At 65.6% G+C, this 25,211-nt stretch carries 24 protein-coding genes; 18 read left to right on the top strand and 6 right to left on the bottom strand.

Annotation, left to right across the window (positions count from 1 at the left end; all coding sequences use genetic code 11):
- Positions 1-6: 6 nt before the first annotated feature.
- Positions 7-897, bottom strand: coding sequence for a LysR family transcriptional regulator (locus JAB4_RS22800; RefSeq protein ID WP_070221070.1), 891 nt, complete (start codon positions 895-897; stop codon positions 7-9).
- Between the two features lie 89 nt (positions 898-986).
- Between JAB4_RS22800 and JAB4_RS22795 the strand changes: the two genes are divergently transcribed.
- The 13 genes from JAB4_RS22795 to JAB4_RS22735 all read left to right on the top strand — a co-directional run bounded on the left by JAB4_RS22795 (position 987) and on the right by JAB4_RS22735 (position 17,362).
- The gene (locus tag JAB4_RS22795; protein ID WP_070221072.1) at positions 987-1,973 is read left to right on the top strand and encodes an aldo/keto reductase; all 987 of its coding nucleotides are present in this window, start codon (positions 987-989) and stop codon (positions 1,971-1,973) included.
- 140 nt (positions 1,974-2,113) lie between these two features.
- Complete coding sequence (locus JAB4_RS22790) at positions 2,114-2,938, top strand: CheR family methyltransferase (RefSeq protein WP_200899269.1); 825 nt, start codon at positions 2,114-2,116, stop codon at positions 2,936-2,938.
- Between the two features lies 1 nt (position 2,939).
- Entirely contained in the window at positions 2,940-3,548 is a 609-nt protein-coding gene (locus JAB4_RS22785) for a chemotaxis protein CheB (protein WP_070221077.1), read from the top strand.
- Between the two features lie 106 nt (positions 3,549-3,654).
- The gene (locus JAB4_RS22780; protein ID WP_070221151.1) at positions 3,655-4,779 is read left to right on the top strand and encodes a hybrid sensor histidine kinase/response regulator; all 1,125 of its coding nucleotides are present in this window, start codon (positions 3,655-3,657) and stop codon (positions 4,777-4,779) included.
- Positions 4,776-8,174 (top strand): PAS domain S-box protein, encoded by a 3,399-nt coding sequence (locus JAB4_RS22775; RefSeq protein ID WP_070221079.1) that lies wholly within the window; start codon positions 4,776-4,778, stop codon positions 8,172-8,174. The genes JAB4_RS22780 and JAB4_RS22775 overlap by 4 nt, the downstream gene beginning before the upstream one ends.
- A 48-nt stretch (positions 8,175-8,222) precedes the next feature.
- Entirely contained in the window at positions 8,223-8,621 is a 399-nt protein-coding gene (locus JAB4_RS22770; RefSeq protein ID WP_070221081.1) for an MAPEG family protein, read from the top strand.
- Positions 8,622-8,727: 106 nt separating this feature from the next.
- Positions 8,728-10,419: an ATP-dependent DNA helicase RecQ gene (locus tag JAB4_RS22765; protein WP_070221083.1), complete on the top strand. Its 1,692-nt coding sequence runs from the start codon at positions 8,728-8,730 to the stop codon at positions 10,417-10,419.
- Between the two features lie 87 nt (positions 10,420-10,506).
- Positions 10,507-11,547, top strand: coding sequence for a ligase-associated DNA damage response exonuclease (locus tag JAB4_RS22760; protein WP_070221085.1), 1,041 nt, complete (start codon positions 10,507-10,509; stop codon positions 11,545-11,547).
- Positions 11,540-13,180, top strand: a complete 1,641-nt coding sequence (locus tag JAB4_RS22755; RefSeq protein WP_139143547.1) for an ATP-dependent DNA ligase — start codon at positions 11,540-11,542, stop codon at positions 13,178-13,180. Before JAB4_RS22760 ends, JAB4_RS22755 begins: the two co-directional genes overlap by 8 nt.
- 7 nt (positions 13,181-13,187) lie before the next feature.
- Complete coding sequence (locus JAB4_RS22750; protein WP_070221089.1) at positions 13,188-15,647, top strand: ligase-associated DNA damage response DEXH box helicase; 2,460 nt, start codon at positions 13,188-13,190, stop codon at positions 15,645-15,647.
- Positions 15,644-16,333, top strand: a complete 690-nt coding sequence (gene pdeM, locus JAB4_RS22745; protein ID WP_070221091.1) for a ligase-associated DNA damage response endonuclease PdeM — start codon at positions 15,644-15,646, stop codon at positions 16,331-16,333. Before JAB4_RS22750 ends, pdeM begins: the two co-directional genes overlap by 4 nt.
- Before the next feature lie 193 nt (positions 16,334-16,526).
- Positions 16,527-16,901 carry a KGG domain-containing protein gene (locus JAB4_RS22740; RefSeq protein WP_070221093.1) on the top strand — a complete coding sequence of 125 codons (375 nt, stop codon included), beginning with the start codon at positions 16,527-16,529 and terminating at the stop codon, positions 16,899-16,901.
- 194 nt (positions 16,902-17,095) lie between these two features.
- Positions 17,096-17,362, top strand: a complete 267-nt coding sequence (locus JAB4_RS22735) for a hypothetical protein (RefSeq protein WP_070300427.1) — start codon at positions 17,096-17,098, stop codon at positions 17,360-17,362.
- A gap of 9 nt (positions 17,363-17,371) precedes the next feature.
- On the opposite strand, the gene JAB4_RS22730 is transcribed toward JAB4_RS22735, so the two are convergent.
- Both JAB4_RS22730 and JAB4_RS22725 read right to left on the bottom strand, forming a co-directional pair.
- On the bottom strand, positions 17,372-17,980 hold the full coding sequence (locus JAB4_RS22730; RefSeq protein WP_070221097.1) for a DUF2239 family protein: 609 nt from the start codon (positions 17,978-17,980) through the stop codon (positions 17,372-17,374).
- 84 nt (positions 17,981-18,064) lie between these two features.
- Positions 18,065-18,562 (bottom strand): pyridoxamine 5'-phosphate oxidase family protein, encoded by a 498-nt coding sequence (locus JAB4_RS22725; protein ID WP_070221099.1) that lies wholly within the window; start codon positions 18,560-18,562, stop codon positions 18,065-18,067.
- Between the two features lie 262 nt (positions 18,563-18,824).
- Between JAB4_RS22725 and JAB4_RS22720 the strand changes: the two genes are divergently transcribed.
- Genes JAB4_RS22720 through JAB4_RS22700 form a run of 5 tightly spaced genes read left to right on the top strand, consistent with a single transcriptional unit; the run spans position 18,825 to position 23,294 of the window.
- Positions 18,825-19,478 (top strand): PepSY-associated TM helix domain-containing protein, encoded by a 654-nt coding sequence (locus JAB4_RS22720; RefSeq protein ID WP_070221101.1) that lies wholly within the window; start codon positions 18,825-18,827, stop codon positions 19,476-19,478.
- Positions 19,479-19,509: 31 nt separating this feature from the next.
- Positions 19,510-20,025: a DUF2271 domain-containing protein gene (locus tag JAB4_RS22715; protein ID WP_070221103.1), complete on the top strand. Its 516-nt coding sequence runs from the start codon at positions 19,510-19,512 to the stop codon at positions 20,023-20,025.
- A 12-nt stretch (positions 20,026-20,037) separates the two neighbouring features.
- Positions 20,038-20,862, top strand: a complete 825-nt coding sequence (locus JAB4_RS22710) for a DUF4198 domain-containing protein (RefSeq protein ID WP_070221105.1) — start codon at positions 20,038-20,040, stop codon at positions 20,860-20,862.
- A gap of 26 nt (positions 20,863-20,888) precedes the next feature.
- Positions 20,889-21,917: an FAD:protein FMN transferase gene (locus JAB4_RS22705; protein ID WP_070221107.1), complete on the top strand. Its 1,029-nt coding sequence runs from the start codon at positions 20,889-20,891 to the stop codon at positions 21,915-21,917.
- 12 nt (positions 21,918-21,929) lie between these two features.
- Positions 21,930-23,294, top strand: coding sequence for a sulfite reductase subunit alpha (locus tag JAB4_RS22700; RefSeq protein ID WP_070221109.1), 1,365 nt, complete (start codon positions 21,930-21,932; stop codon positions 23,292-23,294).
- 15 nt (positions 23,295-23,309) lie between these two features.
- Here JAB4_RS22700 and JAB4_RS22695 read toward each other — a convergent pair whose 3' ends face one another.
- The 3 genes from JAB4_RS22695 to JAB4_RS22685 form a co-directional block, all read right to left on the bottom strand.
- Complete coding sequence (locus JAB4_RS22695) at positions 23,310-24,539, bottom strand: DUF2325 domain-containing protein (protein ID WP_083286939.1); 1,230 nt, start codon at positions 24,537-24,539, stop codon at positions 23,310-23,312.
- 48 nt (positions 24,540-24,587) lie between these two features.
- Complete coding sequence (locus JAB4_RS22690; RefSeq protein WP_070221111.1) at positions 24,588-24,914, bottom strand: hypothetical protein; 327 nt, start codon at positions 24,912-24,914, stop codon at positions 24,588-24,590.
- Positions 24,915-24,999: 85 nt separating this feature from the next.
- On the bottom strand, positions 25,000-25,197 hold the full coding sequence (locus tag JAB4_RS22685) for a hemin uptake protein HemP (RefSeq protein WP_034750559.1): 198 nt from the start codon (positions 25,195-25,197) through the stop codon (positions 25,000-25,002).
- Positions 25,198-25,211: the final 14 nt, after the last annotated feature.

Below are 25,211 nucleotides of genomic sequence, written 5' to 3'. Positions count from 1 at the left end.
TGACCCTCACTTTTGCAGGTGTTCCTGCGCCAGCCGGCGCAGCAGGGGCAGGGCCGCATGGCCGTGCTCTTCCCGCCAGGCCAGGCCGATGCCGGCAGCCAATTCCTCGCCCTCCGCCAATGGCCGGTAGGCCACGCCAGCGAGGCGCAGCGCGCGGAACGAGTCGGCCAGCAGCGCCATGCCCTTGCCGGCCGCCACGTCGCCGAGCAGCACATGGTGGTCGGGCGCTTCGCGCAGGAAGGCGGGCGCGAAGCCATGGCGGCGAAACACTTGCTGGCAATGGTCGAAGAAGGCGGGCTGGCGCGCCCGTTCGAACCAGTAAATCGATTCTGCCGCGATGTCGGTCAGACTGAGCTTGCGCTTCTTCGCCAGCCGGTGCCCGGCGGGCAGGGCCAGCATCATGGGCTGGCGCGCCAGCGGCTGCACGGCCAGTTCGAACGTGGCGCTGGGCAGCGCGAGCAGGGCCGCGTCGAGCTGGCCCTTGCGCACGCCAGCCACCAGGCGCGGCGACGGCGCCGCCGTCAGTTCCAGCCGGACACTGCCCAGTTGCGCCTCCAGCGCCGCCAGCAGCGGGCGGAACAGGCCGGCCGCCACGGAGCTGGTCAGACCCAGGCGCAGGCGTGCCGGGGCGGCATCACGCTGCAGCGACGTGTGCGCCGTCTCCAGCAAGTCGAGGATGTGCAGCGCCTGCGGCAGCAGGGTGCGGCCCGCCTGCGTCAAGGCCACGCCCTGCGTGTCGCGCTCGAACAGGCGCGCGCCCAGTTTTTCTTCCAGTGTCTTGATGGCGCGCGACAAGGGCGGCTGGGTCATGTGCAATTGCTCGGCCGCCTGGCGAAAGTTCAGGCAACGGGCGACGGCGCAAAACAGGGTCAGGGCGTGGGTGTCGAGGGCTCTCATACCAGAAAGGTATCACGAAATCGCGCATTCCCCCGCCAGCCGGCACGGCCTAGACTGGCTGCATCGAGTCAACACATGAGGAGAGCAGCATGCAACAACGACGGATCGGTAATAGCGGCTTGAACAGTTCGGCACTGGGCCTGGGCTGCATGGGCATGTCGGAATTTTATGGGGCCACGGACGAGGCGCAATCGATGGCCACCCTGGAAGCGGCCCTGGCGGCGGGCGTGACCCTGTTCGACACGGCCGACGCCTACGGTTTTGGCCGCAACGAGCAATTGCTGGGACGTTTCCTGGCGCGCCACCCAGGCCAGGCGCTGGTCGCCACCAAGTGCGGCCTGGCGCGCGAGCCGGGCAGCTATGCGCGCCGCGTCGACAATTCCCCCGCCTACATCCGCCAGGCGTGCGAAGCGTCGCTGGCGCGCCTGGGCGTGGAGAGCATCGACCTGTTTTACCTGCACCGCCTGAACCTCGATACGCCGTTGGCAGAGTCGATGGGAGCGCTGGCGCAATTGCGGCAAGAAGGAAAAATTCGCGCCGTGGGCCTGTGCGAAGTGAGCGCCGCCACTTTGCGGCGCGCGGCGGCGCTCTGCCCCGTGGCCGCCGTGCAGAGCGAATACTCGCTGTGGACGCGCGAGCCGGAGCAGGGCGTGCTGGCCGCCTGCCGCGACGTGGGCGCCAGTTTCTTTGCCTACAGCCCGCTGGGGCGCGGTTTCCTGACGGGCGCCATCGCCGATGCGGCCAGTCTCGACGCGGGAGATTTCCGCCACTTCAATCCCCGTTTTGCCGCCGACAACCTGGCGCATAACCAGGCCATCGTCGCGCAGGTCAGGGACATTGCGCGCGCCAAAGGCTGCACGCCGGCCCAGCTGGCGCTGGCCTGGCTGCTGGCGCAAGGCGACGACATCATTCCCATTCCCGGCACCAAGCGCATCGCCTACCTGCACGACAACCTGGGCGCGCTGGCCGTGCGGCTGGACGGGGCGGAGCTGGCGGCGATGAACGCGGCCTTTCCCCTGGGCATGGCGGCGGGCGCGCGCTATACGGAGGAAGGCATGAAGGGCGTGGACGCGTGAAAAAATTGGATCTAGCGTACGCCAGCGTACCTAACTGACGCTTTTCCTGCGGGATAATCGGCGACGATCTGCTAGCATTTGGCAGTGACTGCACGGTGCGTGTTGCCCCGTGTTCAACGGTCAGGTATCCGATGAGGTGGATGTTGTTAGATGACGATATTTTCGATATAGAACTGAAATTATTGCTTGAGGGAATATTGCTGCGCTATCAGCACGATTTCCGCGATTATTCCGTGGCCTCCCTGCGCCGGCGCATGCGTCAGGCCATGGAGCGCTTCGGCTGCGCCAGCCTGTCGCAATTGCAGGACCGCATCTTGCACGAGCCGGCCATGTTCGCGCAGATGCTGCAATTTTTTACGGTGCAGGTGAGCGAGATGTTCCGCGATCCCGCGTATTTCCGCGCCTTGCGCGAAAAAGTCGTGCCCATCCTGCACACCTATCCCTCGATCAAGATCTGGGTGGCCGGCTGCAGCAGCGGCGAAGAGGTGTGGTCGCTGGCCATCTTGCTGGAAGAGGAAGGCTTGCTCGAGCGCAGCATGATTTATGCGACCGACATCAATGTGGAAGCGCTGGCCGCCGCGGAAGCGGGTATCTATCCGGTCGAGCGCATCGCCCAGTTCAGCGAGAATTATCAGCTGGCGGGCGGCAAGCGCTCGCTGTCCGACTATTACACGGCCGCCTACAAGGGCGCCATCTTTGACCGGCGCTTGCGGCGCCAGTTCGTCTTCGCCGACCACAGCCTGGCGACGGACAGCGTGTTTTCGGAGGTGCACATGGTTTCCTGCCGTAACGTGATGATTTATTTCAATAAAGATTTGCAGGACCGCAGCCTGGGCCTGTTCCACGAAGCGCTGGTGAACCGGGGCTTCCTGGGTCTGGGCATGAAGGAAAGCCTGCATTTCAGCCGTCATGCGGACAGCTTTAACGAGCTGAGCCCGGCCGAACGCATCTTCCAGCGTGCCTGACATGCTGCCGAGCTCCGACGTCGCGTCACCGCCGGCCGGCCTGCGCCTGATCGCCATCGGCGCTTCGGCCGGCGGCGTAGAAGCGCTGGGCATCGTGCTGCGCGCCTTGCCCGCCACCTGCCGCGCGGCCGTGGTGGTGGTGCTGCACCTGGCGCCGGGCCGCTCGAGCCAGTTGCCGCAGTTGTACGCGGAACGTTGCCAGCTGCCCTTGCGCGAAGCGCAGGACAAGGAACCGCTGCAACCCGGCGTCGTGTATTTCGCGCCGCCCGACTACCACCTGCAAGTCGAGCCCGATGGCTGTTTTTCCCTGTCACAGGAAGCGCCCGTGTATTTTTCGCGCCCATCGATCGATGTCTTGCTGGAAACGGCTGCGTATGCCTACCGGCGCGCCATGCTGGCCATCATCCTGACGGGCGCCTCGGCCGACGGCGCGGCGGGCCTGGCGCGCGTGCGGCAGCTGGGCGGCAGCGCCTGGGTGCAAGACCCGCAGCGGGCCAGTTGTGGCATCATGCCGGCCGCCGCGCTCAAGCTGGCCGGCGCCGACCGCGTGCTCGATTTGCCGCAAATGGCCGCCAGCCTGGCATTGCTCGGCGATGGCGAACAGAAGTGAATGGGAATAGTGTAGTGCGTGTAATATATGTGAGAATTGAAACAATGTTTATGTCCATATCGAAACACGATGGCGTCTTGCCGTTGCGATGCCTGAAGATGATTCCGTGACCGCCCCTATTCATATCCTCGTCGTTGACGACATCGCGCAAAACCTGGTCGCCGCCGAAGCCGTGCTGGCGCGGCCCGGCATTGTCATCCTGAAGGCCAGCTCGGGCGCGCAAGCGCTGGAACTGCTGTTGACGCATGAAGTGGCGCTGGCCCTGATCGACGTGCAAATGCCGCAGATGGATGGTTTCGAGCTGGCCGAGCTGATACGCGGCAGCGAGCGCACCCGCAGCATCCCCCTGATTTTCCTCACGGCCGCGTCGCGCGAGCCGAGCTACAGTTTCCGCGGCTACGAGGCGGGCGCCGTCGACTTTCTCTACAAGCCCATCGACGTGAAAGCCTTGCAAAGCAAGGTGGCCGTGCTGGTCCAGCTCTACCAGCAGAAACGCGAATTGTCGGCCCAGCTCGACGAACTCAAGCATGCGCTGCACCTGAATGAACTGTTCACGGCCGTGCTGGGTCACGACTTGCGCACGCCCTTGTCGGTGGTGATGAACGGCGCCATGCTGTTGCCGATGATGAGCGACCACCCGAAGGTGATCGTCACGGCGCAGCGCATCGAAAGCAGCGCCAAGCGCATGGCGCGCATGGTCGACCAGTTGCTGGACCTGGCGCGCATCCGTTCCGGCACGATGGAGTTGCGCGGCAGCATGCACGACTACCTGGCGCTGGCGCGCGCCATCGTCGAGGAATGCGAGACGGCCGGTCAGGCGCCGCTGGTCGAGGTCAGCAGCGTGGGCGAGCTGCACGGGCAATGCGATGCGGGCTTGCTGTCGCAAGTCATCTCGAATCTGTTAAACAATGCCATCACGCATGGCGAGCCGGGCGCGCCCGTGCAACTGGCCCTCGACGGACGGGACGCCGGCAGTATTGAATTGCGCATCGCCAATCGTGGCGTCATTCCCGCCACCTTGCTGCCGACCCTGTTCGAACCGTTCCAGCAGGCGGGCGAAAAGCGCCGGACGGGGCAGGGCCTGGGACTGGGCCTGTACACGGCAAATATGTTCGTCAAGGCCCATGGCGGCACGCTCGAGCTCAGTTCGACGGCCGCGCAGGGCACGCTGGCGACGGTGCGCATTCCGCGCCAGTGCCAGGTGTGCGTGCAAGCGGGACTGACCACATGAGCGCGCCGGCCTTGCCGCGCGGCGGTGGCAGCATGGGCGAACTGGTGCGCCAGTTCGACTGGTCCGCCACCAGCCTGGGCGCCCTTGATGGCTGGCCTGCCCATCTGCGCACCAGCGTCGACATCGTGCTCAATTCGCCGATGGCGATGGTGCTGATGTGGGGGCCGCAGCACGTCATGATTTACAACGATGACTACATCCAGATCGCCGGGGCGCGCCATCCGGCGGCGCTGGGCGGCACGGTGCCGGCCATCTGGCCCGAAATCTGGGACTGGAACGCGCACATCCTCGAAGCGGGATTGCGCGGCGAGACGCAGGTGCACCGCGAATGCTGTTTGCCGCTGTTGCGCGGCGGACAGCGCACGGACGTCTGTTTCGATCTGTTTTACACGCCCGTGCATGGCGCCGACGGCCAGGTGGACGGCGTGCTGTGCACGGCGCTGGAATTGACGGCGCGCATGGAAGAGGGGCGCCAGCTGAAGCTGGCCACGGCTGAGCTGGGCGAACTCAACACCACCTTGCAGCTGGAGAGCGAGGCCGTGCGCGCGGCCAACCGCCGCCTGGGCGAGGAGCGGGCGCTGCTGCGCGCCCTGTTCCAGCAGGCGCCGAGCTTCATGGCCCTGCTGCGCGGGCCGCGGCACGTGTTCGAGTTGGCGAACGAGCATTATCTGCGCCTGGTGGGGCACCGCGATCTGCTGGGCAAGACCGTCGAAGAGGCCTTGCCTGAAGTCAAGGCGCAAGGTTTCATCGACTTGCTCGACCAGGTCTACCGCACGGGCGTGCCCTTCGAAGGGCGCCAGGTGAAGGTTGACTTGCAGACGGCGGACGGGCAGACGGGCCAGCGCCAGATCGATTTCGTCTATCAGCCCATCAAGGATGACGAGGGCGCGGTGACGGGCATCCTCGTCGAAGGCATTGACGTGACCGAGCGCATGGAAGGCGAGGAGCGCTTGCGCCTGGCCCAGCAGGCGGGCGGCATCGGCACCTTCGAATGGTTCCCCGAGACGGGCGCGATGGTGGTGTCGCCCACCTTCCGCCGCCTGTGGGGCATTGCCGACGAAGAAGAAGTGACGGAGCGCCTGCTGGTGAGCCTGGTCGATGCGCGCGACCAGCAAAAGGTCGGCCCCAGCAAGCTTGACCTCGCGCCCAATCCCCTCGAATACGTCGAGTACCGCATCCGCCGCCCCGCCGATGGCGCGCTGCGCTGGATCGCGCGCCAGGGCGAGGTGGTGGCCGGCCGCATGCCGGGGCAGCGCCGCTACGTGGGCGTGTCCTTCGACGTGACGGAGCGGCGCCAGATCGAGGACGAACTCAACGCCAGCCAGGAGCGCATGGCGGCCATTTTCGGCCAGGCCTCGGTGGGCTTGTCCGAGCTGGGCCTCGATGGCAGTTTCCAGAGGGTCAACGGTGCCCTGTGCTGCATGCTGGGGCGTTCCGCCGAGGAACTGCTGAGCTTGAACATGAACGACATCATGCATCCGGCGGACGTGCCCGGCAACAACGTGCTGTTCCAGCGTCTGGTGGAAACGGGCGAGTCGTTTTCGCTGGAAAAGCGCTACCTGAAGCCCGACGGCACGCAAGTGTGGGTGTCGAGCAATGTCAGCCGCCTCGTCGATGAGCAGGGTCATACGCGTTCCCTGATCGCCGTCAAGACGGACATCACGGACCGGCGCCGCGTGGAAAAAGCGCTGCATGAATTGAACGAAACGCTCGAGCACCGGGTCGAACAGGAAGTCGGTGAGCGCACCAAGGCCGAAGACGCGTTGCGCCAGGCGCAAAAGATGGAAGCCGTGGGCCAGTTGACGGGCGGCATCGCGCACGATTTCAATAATGTGCTGCAAATTATTTCCGGCAATTTGCACTTGCTGCAGCATCTGGCGGGCACGGATGGCCTCATGCGCCAGCGCCTGGACACGGCGATTGCCGCCGTCGAGCGAGGCGCCAAATTGTCGTCGCACCTGCTGGCCTTTGCGCGGCGTCAACCGTTGAAACCCGTGGTGGCCGACCTGGCCCGCGTGGTGCGCAACATGGATGCGCTGCTGCGGCGCGCGCTGGGCGAAGCGATCGACATCGTGCTGGTGGGCGGCGGCGGGCTGTGGAATACTCTGGTCGACCGCAGCCAGATCGAGAACGTCATCCTCAACCTGGCCATCAATGCGCGCGACGCCATGGATGGCGTGGGCAAGCTGACGATCGAACTGGGCAACGTCGTGCTCGACGAACAGTATGTGCACAATCTGGTCGACGTGCCGGCGGGCCAGTACGTGATGCTGTCGGTGACGGACACGGGCCGCGGCATGAGCGGCGCCGTGCTGCAGCGCGCGTTCGAGCCGTTCTTCACCACCAAGCCGGAAGGCGCGGGCACGGGCCTGGGCCTGTCGATGGCGTATGGCTTCGTCACGCAAAGCCGCGGCCATATCCGCATTTACAGTGAACCTGGCGTGGGCACGGGAGTCAAAATCTACTTGCCCCGTTCCCTGATGGCCGAAGCGGACGAGGAACTGGAATTGAGCGGCGTCGTCACGGGCGGCACGGAAACCGTGCTGGTAGTGGAAGACGACGTGGGCGTGCGCACCACCGTGGTCGATATGCTGGGCGCGCTGGGCTACAAGGTACTCAAGGCCGAGGATGGCGAAAGCGCGCTGGCCGTGCTGCATAGCGGCGCGCAGATCGACTTGCTGTTTACGGACGTCATCATGCCCGGTCCCGTCAGCAGCACGGAGATGGCGCGCCAGGCGCGCGAGTTGCAGCCCGATATCGCCGTCTTGTTTACGTCGGGCTACGCGCAGGATGTCATCGTGCATGAGGGGCGTCTCGACGCGGGAGTGGAATTGCTCAGCAAGCCGTACCGGCGCGAAGAGCTGGCGCGCAAGCTGCGCCATGTGCTGGCCAACCGCCAGCAGCAAATGCGTGCGCGCCAGTTTGAACGGTCCGGCGCGCCGGTGGCCGGCATCCTGCCGACCGGCAGCGCGGCTGCCAGCGTGCTGGGAAGTGACACGCCGGGACTGGACTTGACGGGCCATGCTCCGGAACCACAGGGGGACATGCCGACATCGATGAAAATACTTGTGGTGGAAGACAACCTCGATTCGCAGCTGATGGTGTGCGAACTGGTGGGCATGCTGGGCCATACGGTCAGCGGCGTATCCGATGGCGAGGCGGCGTGGAAATTGCTCAATGAGCAAGACTTCGATATCCTGTTTACCGATGTCAGCCTGCCCGGCATGTCCGGCATCGCGCTGGCGCGCATGGTGCTGCGCGATAAACCGGCCATGCGCATCATCTTTTCCACGGGCTATGGCAAGGAATCGATGGATGAGCTGGGTTTTTCCGCCAGTGTCTTGCGCAAGCCCTATGATTTGATGGAGTTGCAAGCGGCACTCGACCAACCTTGACGGGCACGCGCCGCTTCGGCCCGCCCGTCTCACACGTAGAGGTAAGGCATGACCCCTGAACTGACGATGCTGGCCGGTACCCTGGTGCTGGCGCTGGTGCAAATCCTGCTGCCCGCGCTGTTCCGCACGCGCGAAACGGGCACGGCCTATAACGTGAGCGCGCGCGACGGCGACGGACCGCCCGTGGGCAAGATCACGGGCCGTTTGCGGCGTGCCCAGGCAAACCTGTTCGAAACCCTGCCCCTGTTCGCCGCCGCCGTGCTGATCGCCCACGTGACGGCGCAGGAAAGCGCACTGACCTTGTACGGCGCCGCCCTGTATTTGGCCGCGCGCGTACTGTATTTGCCCCTGTACGCGTTCGGCGTGCCCGTCGTGCGCACGCTCGTGTGGTGCGTGTCGATTGCCGGGCTGCTGATGCTGTTCTGGGCCATCCTGTTCGCTTCCTGAAATCCTACGCTGGCTGTAGCAGCCGTCCTATGGTCGTACGCCAGACCCGGCCGTAAAGTGGCGGCAAGCTGGCGACTGGCGCCGGCATGTGAGGGACCGGACCACGATGGCGACTACCATTTCTGCAGTGAACGAAGCGGGCAGCGCCCGCCAGCGCAAGATCCAGCGTCTGCTGCGCTCCGTATTTGGCGTGGCGCGGCTGCGCGCGGGCCAGCAGGACGTCATCGACAGCGTGCTGGCCGGACGCGACACCCTGGCCATCATGCCCACGGGCAGCGGCAAGTCGCTGTGCTACCAGCTACCCGCCGCCCTGTTGCCGGGCGCCACCGTGGTGGTGTCCCCGCTGATTTCTCTGATGAAGGACCAGCTGGAAAAGCTGCACGAACTGGGCATCACGGCCGTGCAGCTCAACAGCAGCCTGTCGCGCGCCGAGGAAGACGACGCCATCGCCCGCATCGCCCAGGGCGGCAGGCTCATCATCTTTTGCACGCCGGAACGTCTTACCAATACCGCCTTCCTGTCCCTGCTGGCCGGCGCGCCGCCCAGCCTGGTCGTCATCGATGAAGCCCATTGTATTTCCCAGTGGGGCCACGACTTCCGTCCCGCCTACCTGGACATCGCGGCCGCCCTGCGCGCGCTGGGCCGCCCGCCCGTGCTGGCGTTGACCGCCACGGCCACCGGGGAAGTAATGGACGATATCGATACGCAACTCGAAGCGCGCAAGCTGAACGTCATCAATACCGGCATCTACCGCGCCAATTTGCGCTACCGCGTGATCCAGGTCACGAATGCGGGAGAAAAACAGGACGAAGTCCTGCGCCTGCTGCGCGAGACGCCGGGCGTGGGCATCGTGTACGCGGCCACGGTCAAGGCCGTCGAAGACCTGGCGGCGCGGCTGGAAGCGTTGGGCGAGAGTGTCACCTGCTACCACGGCAAGCTGGCGGCGCGCGAGCGCAAGCACCACCAGGACTTGTTCATGAATGGCGAGCGCCGCATCATGGTGGCCACCAACGCCTTTGGCATGGGCATCGACAAGCCCGACACGCGCTTCGTCATTCACTTGCAGGTGCCGGCCAACCTGGAGGCGTACTACCAGGAATCGGGCCGCGCAGGGCGCGACGGCTTGCCCGCCGACTGCACCTTGCTGTACTTCCAGGAAGACAAGCGGGTGCAGCAATTTTTTCTGGCCAAGCATTACCCGACGGCCGAGGAACTGGCCGCCATCGTGGCGGCAGCGCAAGAATTGCCGGCCACGTTTACTTTCGCTGCGCTGGCGTCCAGCCTGCCCGATTTTTCTGACGGCCACCTGAAGGTATGCCTGAAACTGTTGAAAGACGGCAAGCTGCTGCGCCAGGACCGCAAGCTGGGCTACAGCCTGAAAGCGCCCTCGGCCAGCTCGCCCGCGTATGCGCAGCTGGCGCAGATCTACGTCGACAAGCAGGAGCGCGACAAACAGGCGCTCGAGCAGATGGTGGCCTATGCGCAAAGCGGCTTGTGCCGCTGGAAACTGCTGCTCGATTATTTTGGCGATGCCGGCGATTTCCAGCGCTGCTGCACCTGCGACAATTGCCTGTCGCCGCCCGCGCTGGCCGCGCCCATTTCCCTCGACGAGTTGCCCCCGGTCCCGTCCCAAGCGCCATCGCCGCCGCCAGCGCCGCAGATTGCCGTCGGCAGCCGCGTGCGCGTGCCCCGCTACCAGATCGGTACCGTGCTGTCGGTGGCGGGCGACCAGGTCACGATTGCCTTTCCGGAAAACACCACGCGCACCTTCATGGCCGAGTTTGTCGCACCGGCGTGAACCCAGTGTGCGCTGTCTGACAGATGATCTGGCGCAAGAGCGCTAGAATCAGCCCATTCCAACGCGTGATAACGCAGGGAGCAGGGCATGGCAGACATGGTAGTGGTGCGCAAGGAAGGTTTGTACTGTGTGCCGGGTCAGTTCTACATCGACCCGTGGCGCCCCGTCGAGCGCGCCATCATCACGCATGCGCACGCCGACCATGCGCGGGTCGGGCACCGGCATTACCTGTGCGCCGCGCCAGGCGAGCAAGTGCTGCGCGCGCGCCTGGGCCCCGTGTCCATCCAGGCGCTCGCGTATGGCGAGACCATCGAACACCACGGCGTGCAGGTGTCGCTGCATCCGGCCGGCCACGTGCTCGGTTCGGCACAGGTGCGCATGGAATATCGCGGCGAAGTGTGGGTGGCGTCGGGCGATTACAAGCTGCAGCCCGACCCCACCTGCCTGCCGTTCGAACCCGTGCGCTGCGACACTTTTATCACCGAATCGACCTTCGGCCTGCCCATTTACCGCTGGCAGGCGCCGCAGGAAATCTACGACGACATCAACCAGTGGTGGCGCAGGAATGCGGCCGAAGGGCGCACCAGCGTGCTGTTCTGCTATGCCTTCGGCAAGGCGCAGCGCATCCTGGCGGGTCTCGATGCCAGCATCGGCCCCCTCATCTGCCATGGCGCGGCGCAAGCCCTGACGCAGGTCTACCGCGAGTCGGGCGTGGCCTTGCCCGCCACCGTGATGGTGGGCGAGGTGACGGACAAGGCCGCCCTGAAGACGGCGCTGGTGATCGCGCCCCCATCGGCCGCCGGCTCGCCGTGGATGAAGCGCTTCGGCGACTACAGCGATGCGTTTGCCAGCGGCTGGATGCTGCTGCGCGGCGCGCGCCGGCGGCGCGGCGTGGACCGGGGTTTCGTGTTGTCCGACCATGCCGACTGGCCCGGCCTGATGCAAGCGATCACGGCCACGCAGGCCGAACGCATCATCGTCACGCATGGCTCGATTCCCGTCATGGTGCGCTGGCTGCAGCAGAACGGCTGGCAGGCGGGCGGCTTCGAGACGGAATACGGCGATGACGAGGCCGATGACGGTGCGCCCGGTGCGGCCACGGCGGCGGAGGACGTCAGCCATGCGTGACTTTGCCCGGCTGTACGCGGAACTCGACGAGACGACCTCCACCAGCCGCAAGCTGGCGGCGCTGCAAGCCTATTTTCGCGGCGCCTCGCCCGAGAACGCGGCCTGGGCCGTGTATTTCCTGGCCGGCGGCAAGCCGCGTCAGGCCGTGCCCACCAAATTGCTGCGCGAATACGCGACCGAACGGGCGGGCCTCGATGCCTGGCTGTTCGACGAGGCCTATCACGCCGTGGGCGACCTGGCCGAAACCATCGCCCTGATCCTGCCCGCGCCCGCCAAACGCAGCGACGTCGGCCTGGCCGAGTGGGTCGAGCAGCGCATCGCACCGTTGCGCGGCGCGGCGCCGGACGCCATCCGCGCCGCCCTGCTGGGGTACTGGGACGAGCTGGAAACGCGCGAACGTTTTCTGCTGATCAAGCTGATCGGCGGCGGCTTTCGCGTGGGCGTCTCAAAACTGCTGGTGACGCGCGCGCTGGCGTCCATCGCCGCCGTCGACAGCAAGCTGATCGCCCAGCGCCTGATGGGCTGGACCGATGGCAAGGTCAACCCCACGGGCGCGGGATTTTTGAAACTGATCGCCGCGCAGTCGGACGGCGAACATGCGCTGCGCGGCGGCCAGCCGTATCCGTTTTTCCTCGCGCATCCCTTGCAGACGGCGCCGGAAACCTTGGGTGAGCTCTCCGGCTGGCTGGCCGAGTGGAAATACGACGGCATGCGCGCCCAGTTGCTGCGCCGCGATGGCATGAACTGGCTGTGGTCGCGCGGCGAGGAATTGATCACGGAGCGCTTTCCGGAACTGGCGCAGTTGGCCTTGCCCGAGGGTACCGTGCTCGATGGCGAAATCCTCATCTGGCAGCCGGGCGACGTGCCGGCGCCATTTGCCGATTTGCAGCAACGCATGGGCCGCAAGACGGTCTCGCCCAAGCTGCTGGCCGAGCTGCCCGCCGTGCTGGTGGCTTACGATGTGCTGGAACTCGATGGCGTGGACGTGCGCCAGCTGCCCCAGCTTGAACGGCGCGCGCTGCTGGAAAGCGTGGTGGCCGGCGTGCACTCTCCCGCGTTGCGCCTGTCGCCGCGTGTTGACGCGGCTAGCTGGGAGGCATTGGCCATCATCCGCGAGGAATCGCGCGCGCGCGGCGTGGAAGGCCTGATGCTCAAGGCCGTGTCGGCCGCGTATGGCGTGGGCCGCACGAAAGACGTGGGCACGTGGTGGAAATGGAAGATCGATCCGTATGCCATCGACGCCGTGCTGATCTATGCCCAGGCGGGCCATGGCCGCCGCGCGTCGCTGTACACGGACTATACGTTCGCCGTGTGGGATGACGTGGAGGAGGGCGGGCAGGGGGAACGTAAGCTGGTACCGTTCGCCAAGGCGTATTCGGGCTTGACGGATGCCGAGATCGGACAGGTCGACGCGGCCATCCGCAAGACGACGATAGAAAAATTCGGCCCCGTGCGCAGCGTGCAGCCGACCATGGTGTTCGAGATCGGCTTCGAGGGCATCGCCGCGTCCAGCCGCCACAAGGCGGGCATCGCCGTGCGCTTTCCCCGCATCCTGCGCCGCCGCGAAGACAAGACAGTCGCCGACGCCGACACCCTGGCCACCCTGAAGGCCATGCTGGCGGGCGCCGCATGAGCAGGCAATGAGCACGCTGGCGCAGCGCATCGATGCGTGGTTCACGGGGCGCGGCTGGACGATCTTTTCTTTCCAGCGCGCCGTCTGGCGCGCTGGCGCACAGGGGCAATCGGGCTTGCTGCATGCGAGTACGGGGTCCGGCAAGACGTATGCCGTGTGGTTCGGCGCCTTGCTGCGCGCCGAGCGCCTGGCGCGCAAGGGCAGGAAGCAGGGCTTGCGCGTGCTGTGGATCACGCCCATGCGGGCGCTGGCGGCCGACACCGTGCGCGCGCTGCAGGCGTCCGGCGAAACGCTGGCGCCCGGCTGGCGCATCGAGGCGCGCACGGGCGATACGAGCGCCGCGCAGCGGGCGCGGCAGGCGAAAGCGTGGCCTGAGGTGCTCGTCACGACGCCGGAAAGCCTGTCCCTGATGCTGAGCCAGGCGGACGCGCAGGAACGCTTCAGCCTGCTGGAAACGGTGATCGTCGACGAGTGGCATGAATTGATGGGCAGCAAGCGCGGCGTGCAGGTGCAGCTGGCGCTGGCCCGCTTGCGCCGCTGGAATGCAACCTTGATGACGTGGGGCTTGTCGGCCACCCTGGGCAATCTGCGCCAGGCGCAGGACGTCTTGCTGGGAGAACAAAGCGATGGCGTGCTGGTCGAAGGTAAAGTCAGGAAGCGCATCCTTGTCGACAGTCTGATTCCCGTCAATCCCACGCGCTTTCCCTGGGGCGGCCACCTGGGCATCCAGATGCTGCAGCCGCTGATCGCCGAGATCGAGGGCAGCGCCACCACCCTGGTGTTCACCAACACGCGTTCGCAGGCCGAGCTGTGGTACCAGCACCTGCTCGATGCGCGCCCCGACTGGGCCGGCCTGATCGCCCTGCACCACGGTTCGCTGGACCGCGAAGTGCGCGAGTGGGTCGAGCAGCACCTGAAGACGGGCGAGCTGAAAGCCGTCGTGTGCACGTCCAGCCTGGACCTGGGCGTCGATTTCCTGCCCGTCGAACGGGTGCTGCAGGTGGGCAGCGCGAAAGGCATCGCGCGCCTGGTGCAGCGGGCGGGGCGCAGCGGCCACGCGCCGGGGCGCATTTCGCGCGTCACCCTGGTGCCGACCAACAGCCTGGAATTGCTGGAAGCGGCCGCCGCCCGCGCTGCCCTGGCGCAGGGCCACCTGGAAGCGCGGCCCGTGCCGGACAAGCCGCTCGACGTGCTGGTGCAGCACCTGGTGACGATCGCGCTGGGCGGCGGTTTCGATTCGCCGGCGCTGTACGCGGAAGTGCGCGCGGCCTGGTCGTATCGCCACCTGACGCCGGACGAGTGGCAATGGGCGCTCGACTTCGTCGCGCGCGGCGGGCAAAGCCTGACCGTGTACCCGGAATACCGCAGAGTGCTGCCGGACGATGCAGGCGTCTACCGCGTGCCGGACGTGGCGCTGGCGCGGCGCCACCGCATGAGCATCGGCACCATCGTCTCGGAAGCGGCGATCCAGGTCAAATTCCTCGGCGGGGGACGCATCGGCAGCATCGAGGAATCGTTCATCGCGCGCCTGAAGCAGGGCGACCATTTTCTGTTTGGCGGGCGCATCCTGGAATTCGTGCGCGTGCATGAGATGACGGCCTACGTGCGGCGCGCCACGGGCAGCCGCGGTGCCGTGCCGCGCTGGCAGGGCGGCAAGATGCCGCTGTCGTCGGAACTGGCGCACGCCGTGCTGGACCAGCTGCAGCTGGCGCAGGAGGGCCGTGCCAGCGGGCCGGAAATGCGCGCGCTGGCGCCGCTGCTGGCCATCCAGCAGAAATGGTCCAGCCTGCCCACGCGCGCCAGCCTGCTGCTGGAAACCTTGTCCAGCCGCGAAGGCCATCACCTGTTCGTGTATCCGTTCGCAGGCCGCTCCGTGCACCTGGGCCTGGCATCCCTGCTGGCCTATCGCATCGCGCGCGTGCAGCCGGCCACCTTGTCGATCGCCGTCAACGATTACGGCTTTGAATTGCTGGGCGCGGACGATATCGATTTTGCGCCGCTGCTGACGGCCGCCAGCGGTGCCGATCTTCCCCTGTTCAGCACGGACAACTTGCTGGAAGACGTGCTGGCCAGCCTGAACGCGACGGAACTGTCGCAGCGGCGTTTCCGTGAAATCGCCCGAATCGCCGGCCTCGTGTTCCAGGGCTATCCGGGTCAGCCGAAAAGCGCGCGCCAGCTGCAAGCGTCGTCCTCGCTGTTCTTTGAAGTGTTCCGCAAGCACGACGCGGCCAATTTGCTGCTCACGCAGGCGCAGCGCGAAGTGCTGGAGCAGGAACTGGAACTGACGCGCCTGCGCGCCACCTTGCGCGAACTGCATGGACGCAGCATCTGCCTGCAAGCGCTGGAGCGCGCCTCGCCATTTGCCTTCGGCCTGATGGTCGAGCGCTTCCGCGAACAGCTGACGACGGAAAAACTGTCGGACCGGGTGGCGCGGCTGGTGCTGGCGCTGGAAAAGGCGGCCGCATGAAGGGACAGGAGCAGGCGCATTGCGCGGTGGAGCTGGCCGGCGAGGTGGTCTGGCTGCTGGCGCACAAGGCCGTGTACTGGCCGGCGCGCAGGATATTGATCGTTGCCGACATCCATTTCGGCAAGGCGGCGGCGTTTCGCGCGCTGGGCGTGCCCGTGCCGCGCGGCACCACCACGCAAAACCTGCTGGCGCTCGACGCCTTGCTGGCCAGTTACGCCTGCGAGGAAATCGTCTTTCTCGGCGATTTTTTGCACGCGCGCGCCGCCCATGCGGCCGCCACCGTGGCGGCCATGCTGGCGTGGCGCATGCGTCATCGCGACGTGCGCCTGACGGTGGTGCGCGGCAACCATGACGCGCATGCGGGCGATCCTGCCGCCGCGCTGGGCATCCGCATGGTCGATGAACCGCACCAGGTGGGCAAGCTGTCGTTCTGCCATCACCCGGACACCGTCGCGCCCGGCTACGTGCTGGCGGGCCACGTGCATCCCGTGTTTCACTTGCGTGCCAAAGGGAGCGGAGCGCACGGCGGCGGCCTGCGCCTGCCGTGTTTCCTGCTGGGCCAACAGCGCGCCATCCTGCCCTCGTTTGGCGCCTTCACGGGCGGCCATGCGGTGCTGCCAGGCACTGGCGAGCGCGTGTACGTGACGGCCGACGCGGCGATTTTTCCGCTGCCCGCTAACTGCTGAGTGCTTGGTACTTTTGGTGGAAAACTGAAAGTAACTGTGCCACCGTAGGCGGGACTCATCCTACATGCGCTCTTGCCATCCTCCTATTTCTTGTGCCCCATGTGCGCACTAAGATGACGGTTCCCTTGCCATGCGAGGGGGAAGAATTGCATGGTTTGCACTGTTTCCGATTCCATCGATCAAGGAGATCATCATGGCCACATCGAGCGACAATAAACAGCAAGGTAGTAAAACCAGTAGCAGTAGCAGCGGCGGCAGCGGCGGCAGCAAGCAAAGCGATACCAGCAAGCGGGGTTTCGCTTCCATGGACCCCGCCCAGCAGCGCGAAATCGCCAGCGAAGGCGGACGTGCCGCGCATGAAAAAGGCACGGCCCATGAATTCACGTCGGAAGAGGCCCGCCGCGCAGGCAGCCAAAGCCACAAGAACGATGCCAACCGGCAAAGCGCCTCCAGCTCCAGCGGTTCGCGCGATAACGCCAGCATGAACCAGGAGGGCAACCGTGACAGTGGCAACAAGCAAAGCGGCGGTTCCGGGTCCGGTTCCAGCTCCGGGTCGCGCAACAAGTAGCGCCAGCTGAGTAGCAATTTGCAAGTGACTCTGGCCAGCGGGAAGCAGGCACGCCGCTGGTCAGGGCCACGCTTATTTGGCTGCCGCAAAATTTTGATGCAACGCAGCAGGCATGGACTATGATGAAATAGCTGCGCCGGCCAAGGCCGACACGCAGTCAACGCAGTCAAATCGCACTCACGATCAGGGAGAAGATGATGGGCAACTCCACCACGCCGCAAGCCGGCAATAGCCAGGGCGGCACGCCGTCCGTGGCAGGCAACAAGCAAAGTACGGCCGATTCTGCCGAGAACTTTGTGCTGGTCGATAGCGAGCAAGGGCTCGATATCGGCGACGATCTGTTTTCCATCGGCGAAGTGCGGCGCGCCGACCGCTTGCCCCATCATCAGTCCGGCTCCGCCGGGCAGAGCCGGCAGAGCGCCGACGATGCGCCCGACACCACGGGCAGTACGGGCGTCTGATCTGGCCGCCTAACTTTCTTCACTCTCAAGCCATCCGCGCCGGGCCAGCTGCAAGACGTGTTCGCGCACGTCCGCTGGCCATTCCTGTACGCATGCGAGAAACGCTGCTTGCTTGCCGGCGAACAGGGCGCGGCTTGCTTCCTCGAAGCCTGGCGCATCGCCGGCCAGCGCATTCATGACTTTATAGGCCGCTTCGCGTGCCTGGCGCTGCTCATCGTGCAGCTTGTTGCCGCGCTGCGCGTGTTCCACCAGTTTGCGCAAGGCGACGGAAGCGCCGCCCGGCTGCGTCGCCAGCCATTCCCAGTGACGGGGCAGCAAAGTGATTTCGCGCGCCACGACGCCCAGCTTCGGGCGGCCTGCCGTGCGTGCGGGGGCGGGAGCGTCGTCCTGCGGCGCCGGCGTTGCCGCGCGAGGCAGGCGCTGCAGCACCTCGGCCAGGCTGCCGTGCAGGTTCAGGTCGACCTGGCTGCCGCTGGCATCGTCGAAAATCAGGATCTGCGCATCGGGATCGCGCGTCACCAGTTCCTTCAGTGTTTGCGCAAGCGCATGTAAAGGGCCGGCGGCGACTTTTCGCTTGCCGGCAAAGGCGGTGAGCTGAGGTGGTGCGGGGGTATGCATGTCTTGCCTCCATGGGGAATGCAGGCAATTTTACCCGGGTTAAATGGAAAGTCAATATTACCCGGGTAAAATAGGATAAATCTGCTACAGATCGACCCGGCCGTGTTCGCCCATGTCTTTCGGCGGCTCGCCCGTGATGGCGGCCTTGGCCATTTCATAGAATTGCATCATCTTGCTGGCGCTGCTATCCCAATACTCGGCCGACTGGATTGTCACCTTGATCAGCGACAGCTTCGGATCGTCGAGCCCGCCCGGGAACCAGGCTTTCACGAGCGGATTCCACAATTCCTCCGCCTTGGCGCGGTCTTTCAGCAGCTGCGCGTGGCCGCAGACGGATACATACAGGCTGTCGCCCGTGTCGACAAAGCTGACATTGACTTGCGGATTGTTCAGCAAGTCGCGCGTATAGCTGGCCTCGTCGGAAACAAAGAACCAGATCTGCCCTTCGTTATCGACCTGCTGCTGCGTCAGCGGCCGGCTGGTGAGGGTGCGCATGTCGTCGCTGGTGGTCAGCATGCCGAATTTGACGTCCTTGATCTTGGCCGCGATGCTGGCCAGTTGTTCGCTGGAATACGATTGCATGGGTGCTCCCTTGTTGGTTGTCCTGAACAACAAGCATAGGCGCTTGCTGCATGCGGCTCTGTACGGCAGCTTACGTAGCAGCGGTGCTTTGTTTCAAAGCTGTTACAAAACGCCGGCCCGGCGGGGCGCCCCATGTCTTGACTTAATAAATGATAATCATTATCATTTGTTTGAAATATCGGCATGCACTCTGATTGAAGGATGGGAATGAAGCACACTGACTTGTCGCGCCAGCTGGCCCGCCCCTTGCCGGGAGCGGAGCATGCATAGTGCGGGCGCCGCCGACAAGGCCAGGAACAACGCCAGCCGCGCCGTCTGGCTGAAGAACTTGCATCAATGGCACTGGATCAGCTCGGCACTTTGTTTGCTGGGCATGTTTTTGTTCGCCATCACCGGCATCACCCTGAACCACGCCGGCCAGATCGAGTCGAAACCGTCGATCACGCGCCAGAAGGCGACCTTGCCGGCCCCGTTGGTCACGGAACTGGCCGCCTATGCCGCCCAGCATGATGGCGCCAACGCGCCCATGCCGGCCGCCGCCGAAGCGTGGTTGAAAAAGCAATGGTCGCTCAACGCGGGCGGGCGTCCCGCCGAATGGTCGATCGACGAAGTGTATTTGCCGTTGCCTAGGGCGGGCGGCGACGCCTGGGTGCGCATCGGCCTGGAAGACGGGGCCGCCGAATATGAATTGACGGACCGGGGCTGGGTGTCCTGGCTCAACGACGTGCACAAGGGCCGCAACACGGGCGTGGCGTGGAGCTGGTTCATCGACATCTTTGCCGGCGCCTGCATTGTGTTTTGCCTGACGGGGTTATTGATTTTGAAGTTCCACGCGGCCAACCGGCCATTTACCTGGCCGATGGTGGGCCTCGGTATCCTGATACCTTGCGCGATCGCCTTGCTGTTTATCCACTGATGTTTTTATTTTTCCTTTTTACAGGCACACCATGAAATTACGCTACTCCCTGGCGCTTGGCCTTCCCCTGATCGGTACGTCGGCGATGGCTGCCGACCTGTCCCTCAAGATTGAACTGCCGCAACTGAACGTGGCGGAATACCACCGCCCCTATGTGGCGGCGTGGCTGGAAACGGCCGATCAAAAGGTCGTTGGCAATCTGGCTGTGCTGTATGACGTGAAAAAGAAGGACAAGGCGGGCGAAAAATGGCTGAAGGACATGCGTCAATGGTGGCGCAAGAGCGGCCGCGACCTGGCCATGCCCGTGGACGGCGTCAGCGGCGCCACGCGCGCGCCGGGCGAACATACCCTGACTTTCCCTGGCGCCAAGGCCTTGCTCGACAAGCTGCCGGCCGGCGAATACCAGGTGGTGGTGGAAGCGGCACGCGAAGCGGGCGGACGCGAACTGGTGCGCGTGCCGTTCCAGTGGCCGCTGAAATCGGCCCAGTCCGTTCCTGGCAAGGGCAAGGAAGAACTCGGCAATGTCGTCGTCCAACTCAAACCTTAAGGCGCCTCTACCATGTTGAAGCAACTGAATAAACCGCTGATCGCCCTGGCGCTGGCCGGCCTGGCCATGAATGCCCACGCCCACCGGGGCTGGATGGTGCCATCGAGCACGATGGTGGAAAGCAAGGACGCCTGGGTGACGGTGGACGCTGCCGTCTCCGACGGCCTGTTCGAGATCGACCACCAGCCGCTGCGCCTGGATGCGCTGCAAGTGACCGGCCCCGATGGCGCGAAAGTGGCGCCGGCGAATACGCTCACGGGCCGCTTGCGCAGCGTGTTCGATGTGAAGATGGAAAAGCCGGGCACGTATAAAGCGGCCATCGTGTCGCAGAATGTGATGGCCAGCTACAAGCTCAATGGCGAGCAGAAGCGTTTCCGCGGCAATGAAGAGACGTTCAAGAAGGAAGTGCCGGCCGATGCGCAAGAGCTGAAAATCACGCGCACGGCAGCGCGCCTGGAAACCTTCTTCAGCAATGGCGAAACCAGCACGGAAGTATTCAAGCCGACGGGCGTGGGCCTGGAATTCGTGCCGGTGACCCATCCGAACGACTTGCGCGCGGGCGAAAAAGCCACGTGGCGCTTCCTGATCGACGGCAAGCCGGCCGCGAATCAGGCCTTCAGCCTGGTGCCGGGCGGCGTGCGCTACCGTGGCGTGCTGGGAGAAATCCGCCAGAGCACCGATGCCAAGGGCGAGATCACGTTCACCGTGCCGGCCGCCGGCATGTATTACCTGAGCAGCACCTGGCCTGCGGCCGCACCTGCCGTGGCCGGCCAGCCGCCAGCCATGCCGGAGCGCCGCATGACCTACGCGGCCACCGTGGAAGTGCTGCCGCAGTAAGCGGCGGCATCGTCACGAGCTCGCCGATGCGCCGGGTCCTGCTGCCGCAGCATATTTCCGATCAGGCCGCGCCGCCCGGCGCCGTGATCCGGGACTTGCGCGGCTTGACCATGGGCACCAGCTGGTCGGTGCGCCTGCTCGAGTCCGCCATGCCGGGACGCGCCGGCAGCGCCGATTTGCAGCAGGGCCTGCAGCAGCAGCTGGACCTGGTCGTGGCGCAAATGAGCCACTGGAGCGATGAGTCCGACCTGGGCCGCTTCAACCGGGCCGAACCCGGCAGCTGGCACAGCCTGCCCGCCGCCTTTTGCGAGGTGCTGGGCTTTGCCATGCACGTGTCGCAGGCGTCCGGCGGCGCGTATGATCCGTGCGCGGGCGCCCTCGTCAACCTGTGGGGCTTCGGCCCCCGCCATCGCTACGACGAGTCCGGTTTTCTGCCGCCGAACAAAGAGACGGTGGCCTTGCTGCTGTCGCAGCGCCAGCGCCGCCGCCTGGAGCTGGACTTGCCGGCTCGCCGCGCGCGTCAGCCCGGCGGCTTGCAGCTCGATTTATCGGCCATCGCCAAGGGGTATGGCGTGGACCGCCTGGCGCGCTATCTGGACAGCCAGGGCATCGGCCATTACCTGGTCGAAGTGGGCGGCGAGCTGCGCGGCGCCGGCAGCAAGCCCGACGGCCAGCCGTGGTGGGTGATGCTGGAACAGGTCGACGGCGCCGACGCGGATCTACATCCGCCGGAAATGCTGCTGGCGCTGCACGGCTTGTCCGTAGCCACGTCGGGCGACTACCGGCGTTTCTTCGAGGACGGCACGGCGCGTTTCTCACACACCATCGATCCGCGCAGCGGCATGCCGATCGCCAATCAACTCGCTTCCGTTACCGTCGTGCATGAGCAATGCATGGCGGCCGACGCCTGGTCGACGGCCCTGACCGTGCTCGGTGTCGAGGCCGGCATGGCGCTGGCCGAAGAGCAGGGCCTGGCCGCGCGCTTCCTGCAGCGCGACGGCTCTGGCTTTCACGAAACGCTGAGCAGCCACATGCTGGCCATGCTCGACGAATGAACGATTAATTCCATGATTTTTACGCACGATACGACGCGGCTGGCCTTGCTGGCGGCCCTGTCCCTCAGCTACGCGGGCGTGTGCCTGGCGCCCTGGTTGCGCGCGCGCGCCAGGCGCCGCGCGTCCGCCGCCGCCAAGGCGGCGCTGGCAAACAGTCCCGCCTGGCTGGTGACGTATGCAAGCCAGACGGGCAATGCCGAGGAACTGGCCACGCAAACGGCGCAGAGCCTGCGACTTGCCAGCATCCCCGTGCGCCTGTGCGCGCTGGCCGAAGTCACGGCCGTTGATCTGCAACAAGCCGAACGGACTCTGTTTTTAGTCAGCACCTATGGCGAAGGCGATGCGCCCGACAATGCGGCCGCCTTCATGGGCCGCCTGATGACGGGCGAGCTGGCGCTGCCGCAATTGCATTACGCCGTGCTGGCCCTGGGCGACCGCAGCTATGGCCAGTTTTGCGGTTTTGGCCGCGCGCTCGATGCCTGGCTGGTGGCGCAGGGCGCCTCGCGCCTGTTCGAGCGCATCGAAGTCGACCGCAGCGCCAGCGTCAGCATCGAGCAATGGTTCCAGCATCTGAGTCACCTGGCCGGCACCAGCGACGCGCCCGACTGGAGCGCCCCCGCCTTCGGCGACTGGCGCCTGACGCACAGGCAGCTGCTCAATCCGGGCAGCGCCGGCGGCGCCATCTATCACGTGGAACTGGCGCCCGTGGCCGGCAGCCTGCCTGACTGGCAGTCGGGCGACCTGGTGCAGGTGACGGCGCCCGCCGACCCCTCGCAGCCGCGCGAATACTCGATCGCCTCGATTCCGCGCGACGGCGGCGTGCACTTGCTGGTGCGCCAGCATGCGCATCCCGACGGCAGCCTGGGCCTGGCCTCGGGCTGGCTCACGGCGCAGGCCAAGGTGGGCGACGTGGTGCAGCTGCGCTTGCGCCAGCACAAACGCTTTCGCCTGGAAGACAATGCCCAGCGGCCATTGATTTTGATCGGCAACGGCAGCGGCATCGCCGGCTTGCGCGGCCACCTGAAGAGCCGCGTGCTGGCAGGGCAGCGGCGCAATTGGCTGATCTTTGGCGAGCGCAACCTGGCCCACGATTTTCATTATCGCGAAGAGATTGAAGGCTGGCATGCCAGCGGCGACTTGCCTCGGCTGGACCTGGCGTTTTCGCGCGACCAGACGGAGCGCACCTACGTGCAGGACCGCCTGCGCGGCAATGCCGATGAAGTCAAGCTGTGGCTGGAGCAGGGCGCGGCCATCTATATCTGCGGCAGCCTGGCCGGCATGGCGGGCGGCGTCGACCAGGCCCTGCAAGAGATACTGGGCCGGCCCGCGCTCGACGCGCTGGCGGCCGAAGGGCGCTACCGGCGCGACGTGTATTAATGCAGCAGCGATTGCTTATGGCTGGATCGCAGCCAGCGGCGCCGTGTCCATGTCGCCGCTCACTTCCTGCAAGCCGCGCGCCAGGCTGGAGATGCTGGGGTTGTCGATGAAGACGCAGCGCTTGCCCGTGCGCTTGCAATAATCCTTCACGCGCCAGTAGGCGCTGTGGCTGATGCAGCCCGTCTGGCAAATCACCAGGTCGGCGGCCGCCAGGCTCGAGTCGAGCAGGTTGGCATTGTCTTCCAGGCCGCCGTCGTGGTGGGCGAACTGCGCGCCGACCCGCTCGATCAGGGCGCGGTAGGTGGCGACATTGCCGCTGCGTCCGCCCACGCACAAGACGCTTTGATCGACGAGGCGGATCGGCATTTTCAGCTTGCCGCCGGTCGGCACTTCCAGCTTGGGTGCCGGTGGCGGCACGGCGGCGGCTTGGCGCGGCTGGGCCTGTTTCAATTCCGCGATTTGCTGGCGCAATTCCTTTTCGCGCTCATCCATTTGCGCCAGGCGTTCGACCAGGCGCGTGCGCGATTCCAGTGCCGGGACGGCCGCCTGCAATTGCGCCAGTTCCGCGCGCAAGCCGTCGATCACGCTATCCTTGCCGATGGACTCGGCCCGCGTGCGCAGCAGCACGGCTTCCTGGCGTTCCAGTTCGCCCGTTTTTTCCGTCAGTGCGGCCTGGCTGCGCTGCTGCAGCTTGGCCAGTTCTTGCGTCAGGCGCGCGTTTTCTTCCTGCAAGGCTGTAAATTTGCCCATGTCGGCGCGTACGCAGGCGCCGGCCTGGTGCTGGATCATGTGCAAGTCGCGGCACATCTGCTCTTCCAGCTCGGCGTCGCAGCGCGGGTGCGTCAGGCCGGCCCAGAAGGCGCCCGACACGTCGCCGTTGGCGACGGCCGTGCGCCACAGTTGCGCTACCTGTTCCGTGGTCTTGGCGCCGCGAAAGCGCAGGATCACGGGAGCGTAGCGGCGTTCGAGTTCCTTTTGCAGCGCTTCGGACAGGCGGTTGCGCGCGCCGCATTCCGTCACGGCGCCCACGTGCACTTCGTAGTCGTCGGCCAGCACGCGCCCGCCCGTCATCTTGCCCACCAGCTTGCGCAGGTAGCCCAATGGCAAGCCCACGCCGACCAGCGGGCAATGGCAGGTATGCGACAGTTCCCACAGCCGGCGGCGGCGCGAAGCGAGCGCGGCCGTTTCCGTGTCGGCGTGGGCGCAATTGCTGATGACGGGCAGGGACTGGTCTTTGTCACACATGGCGATATCCTGTTGGGCGGTGGGGCAGCGGTGGAAGAGAAATAGAAATTAGTGCGGCAGCGGCGAGGCAGGACGTCTGGCGCTCAGCATGCGTGCCAGGCGCTCGAGCAAGGTGGTCTTCGGCGGCGCGGGCCGGTGCAGCGCCACCAGGGTGGCCCATTGCTGCGACAGTTGCTGGCAAGTCGCTTGCAGCACGGGGCCGAGGCCGGGCGAGCCGGCCAGCGCTTGCAGATGGCGTTCGATGACTGCGGCCAGTTTCTCGCAGGGACTGTCCGCATGGTAGTGCGACATCAGGTGCAGCACGGCCGACAGCAGCAATTCAGGCTGCTGGCCTTGCGGGGAAGGAAACATCGAGGAAGGTCGGTCGTTCGCCATCAAACACTCCTGTGCGGTGGTTTGGCTGGCTGCGCGCACGGGGCGCGACTGGCTGGCGAGCGTGGTGACTGGCTGCCGTGCTGCTTCAGGCAGTCAGGATCAGCTTGTTCAATTGGGTGACGCGCAGGCGATAGATCTTGCCGCTGTGCTCAATCTCCACTTCGCGGCCCTGCTGCAGCAGCGCTTCGCTGGTGATGCGGCGCGCTGGCTGGGCCATGCTGACGGGAGGACGGACGTGGGCGGTAGCGGCATCCTGGATCAAGGCTGGTTTTGAGCTTTGCATGTTGGGCTTTCTTT

The sequence above is a fragment of the Janthinobacterium sp. HH102 genome, from assembly GCF_001758625.2.
Classification (GTDB): Bacteria; Pseudomonadota; Gammaproteobacteria; order Burkholderiales; family Burkholderiaceae_D; genus Janthinobacterium.
The sequence above is the reverse complement of the archived record's forward strand: the minus strand, read 5'-3'. Positions and strand labels throughout refer to the sequence as shown.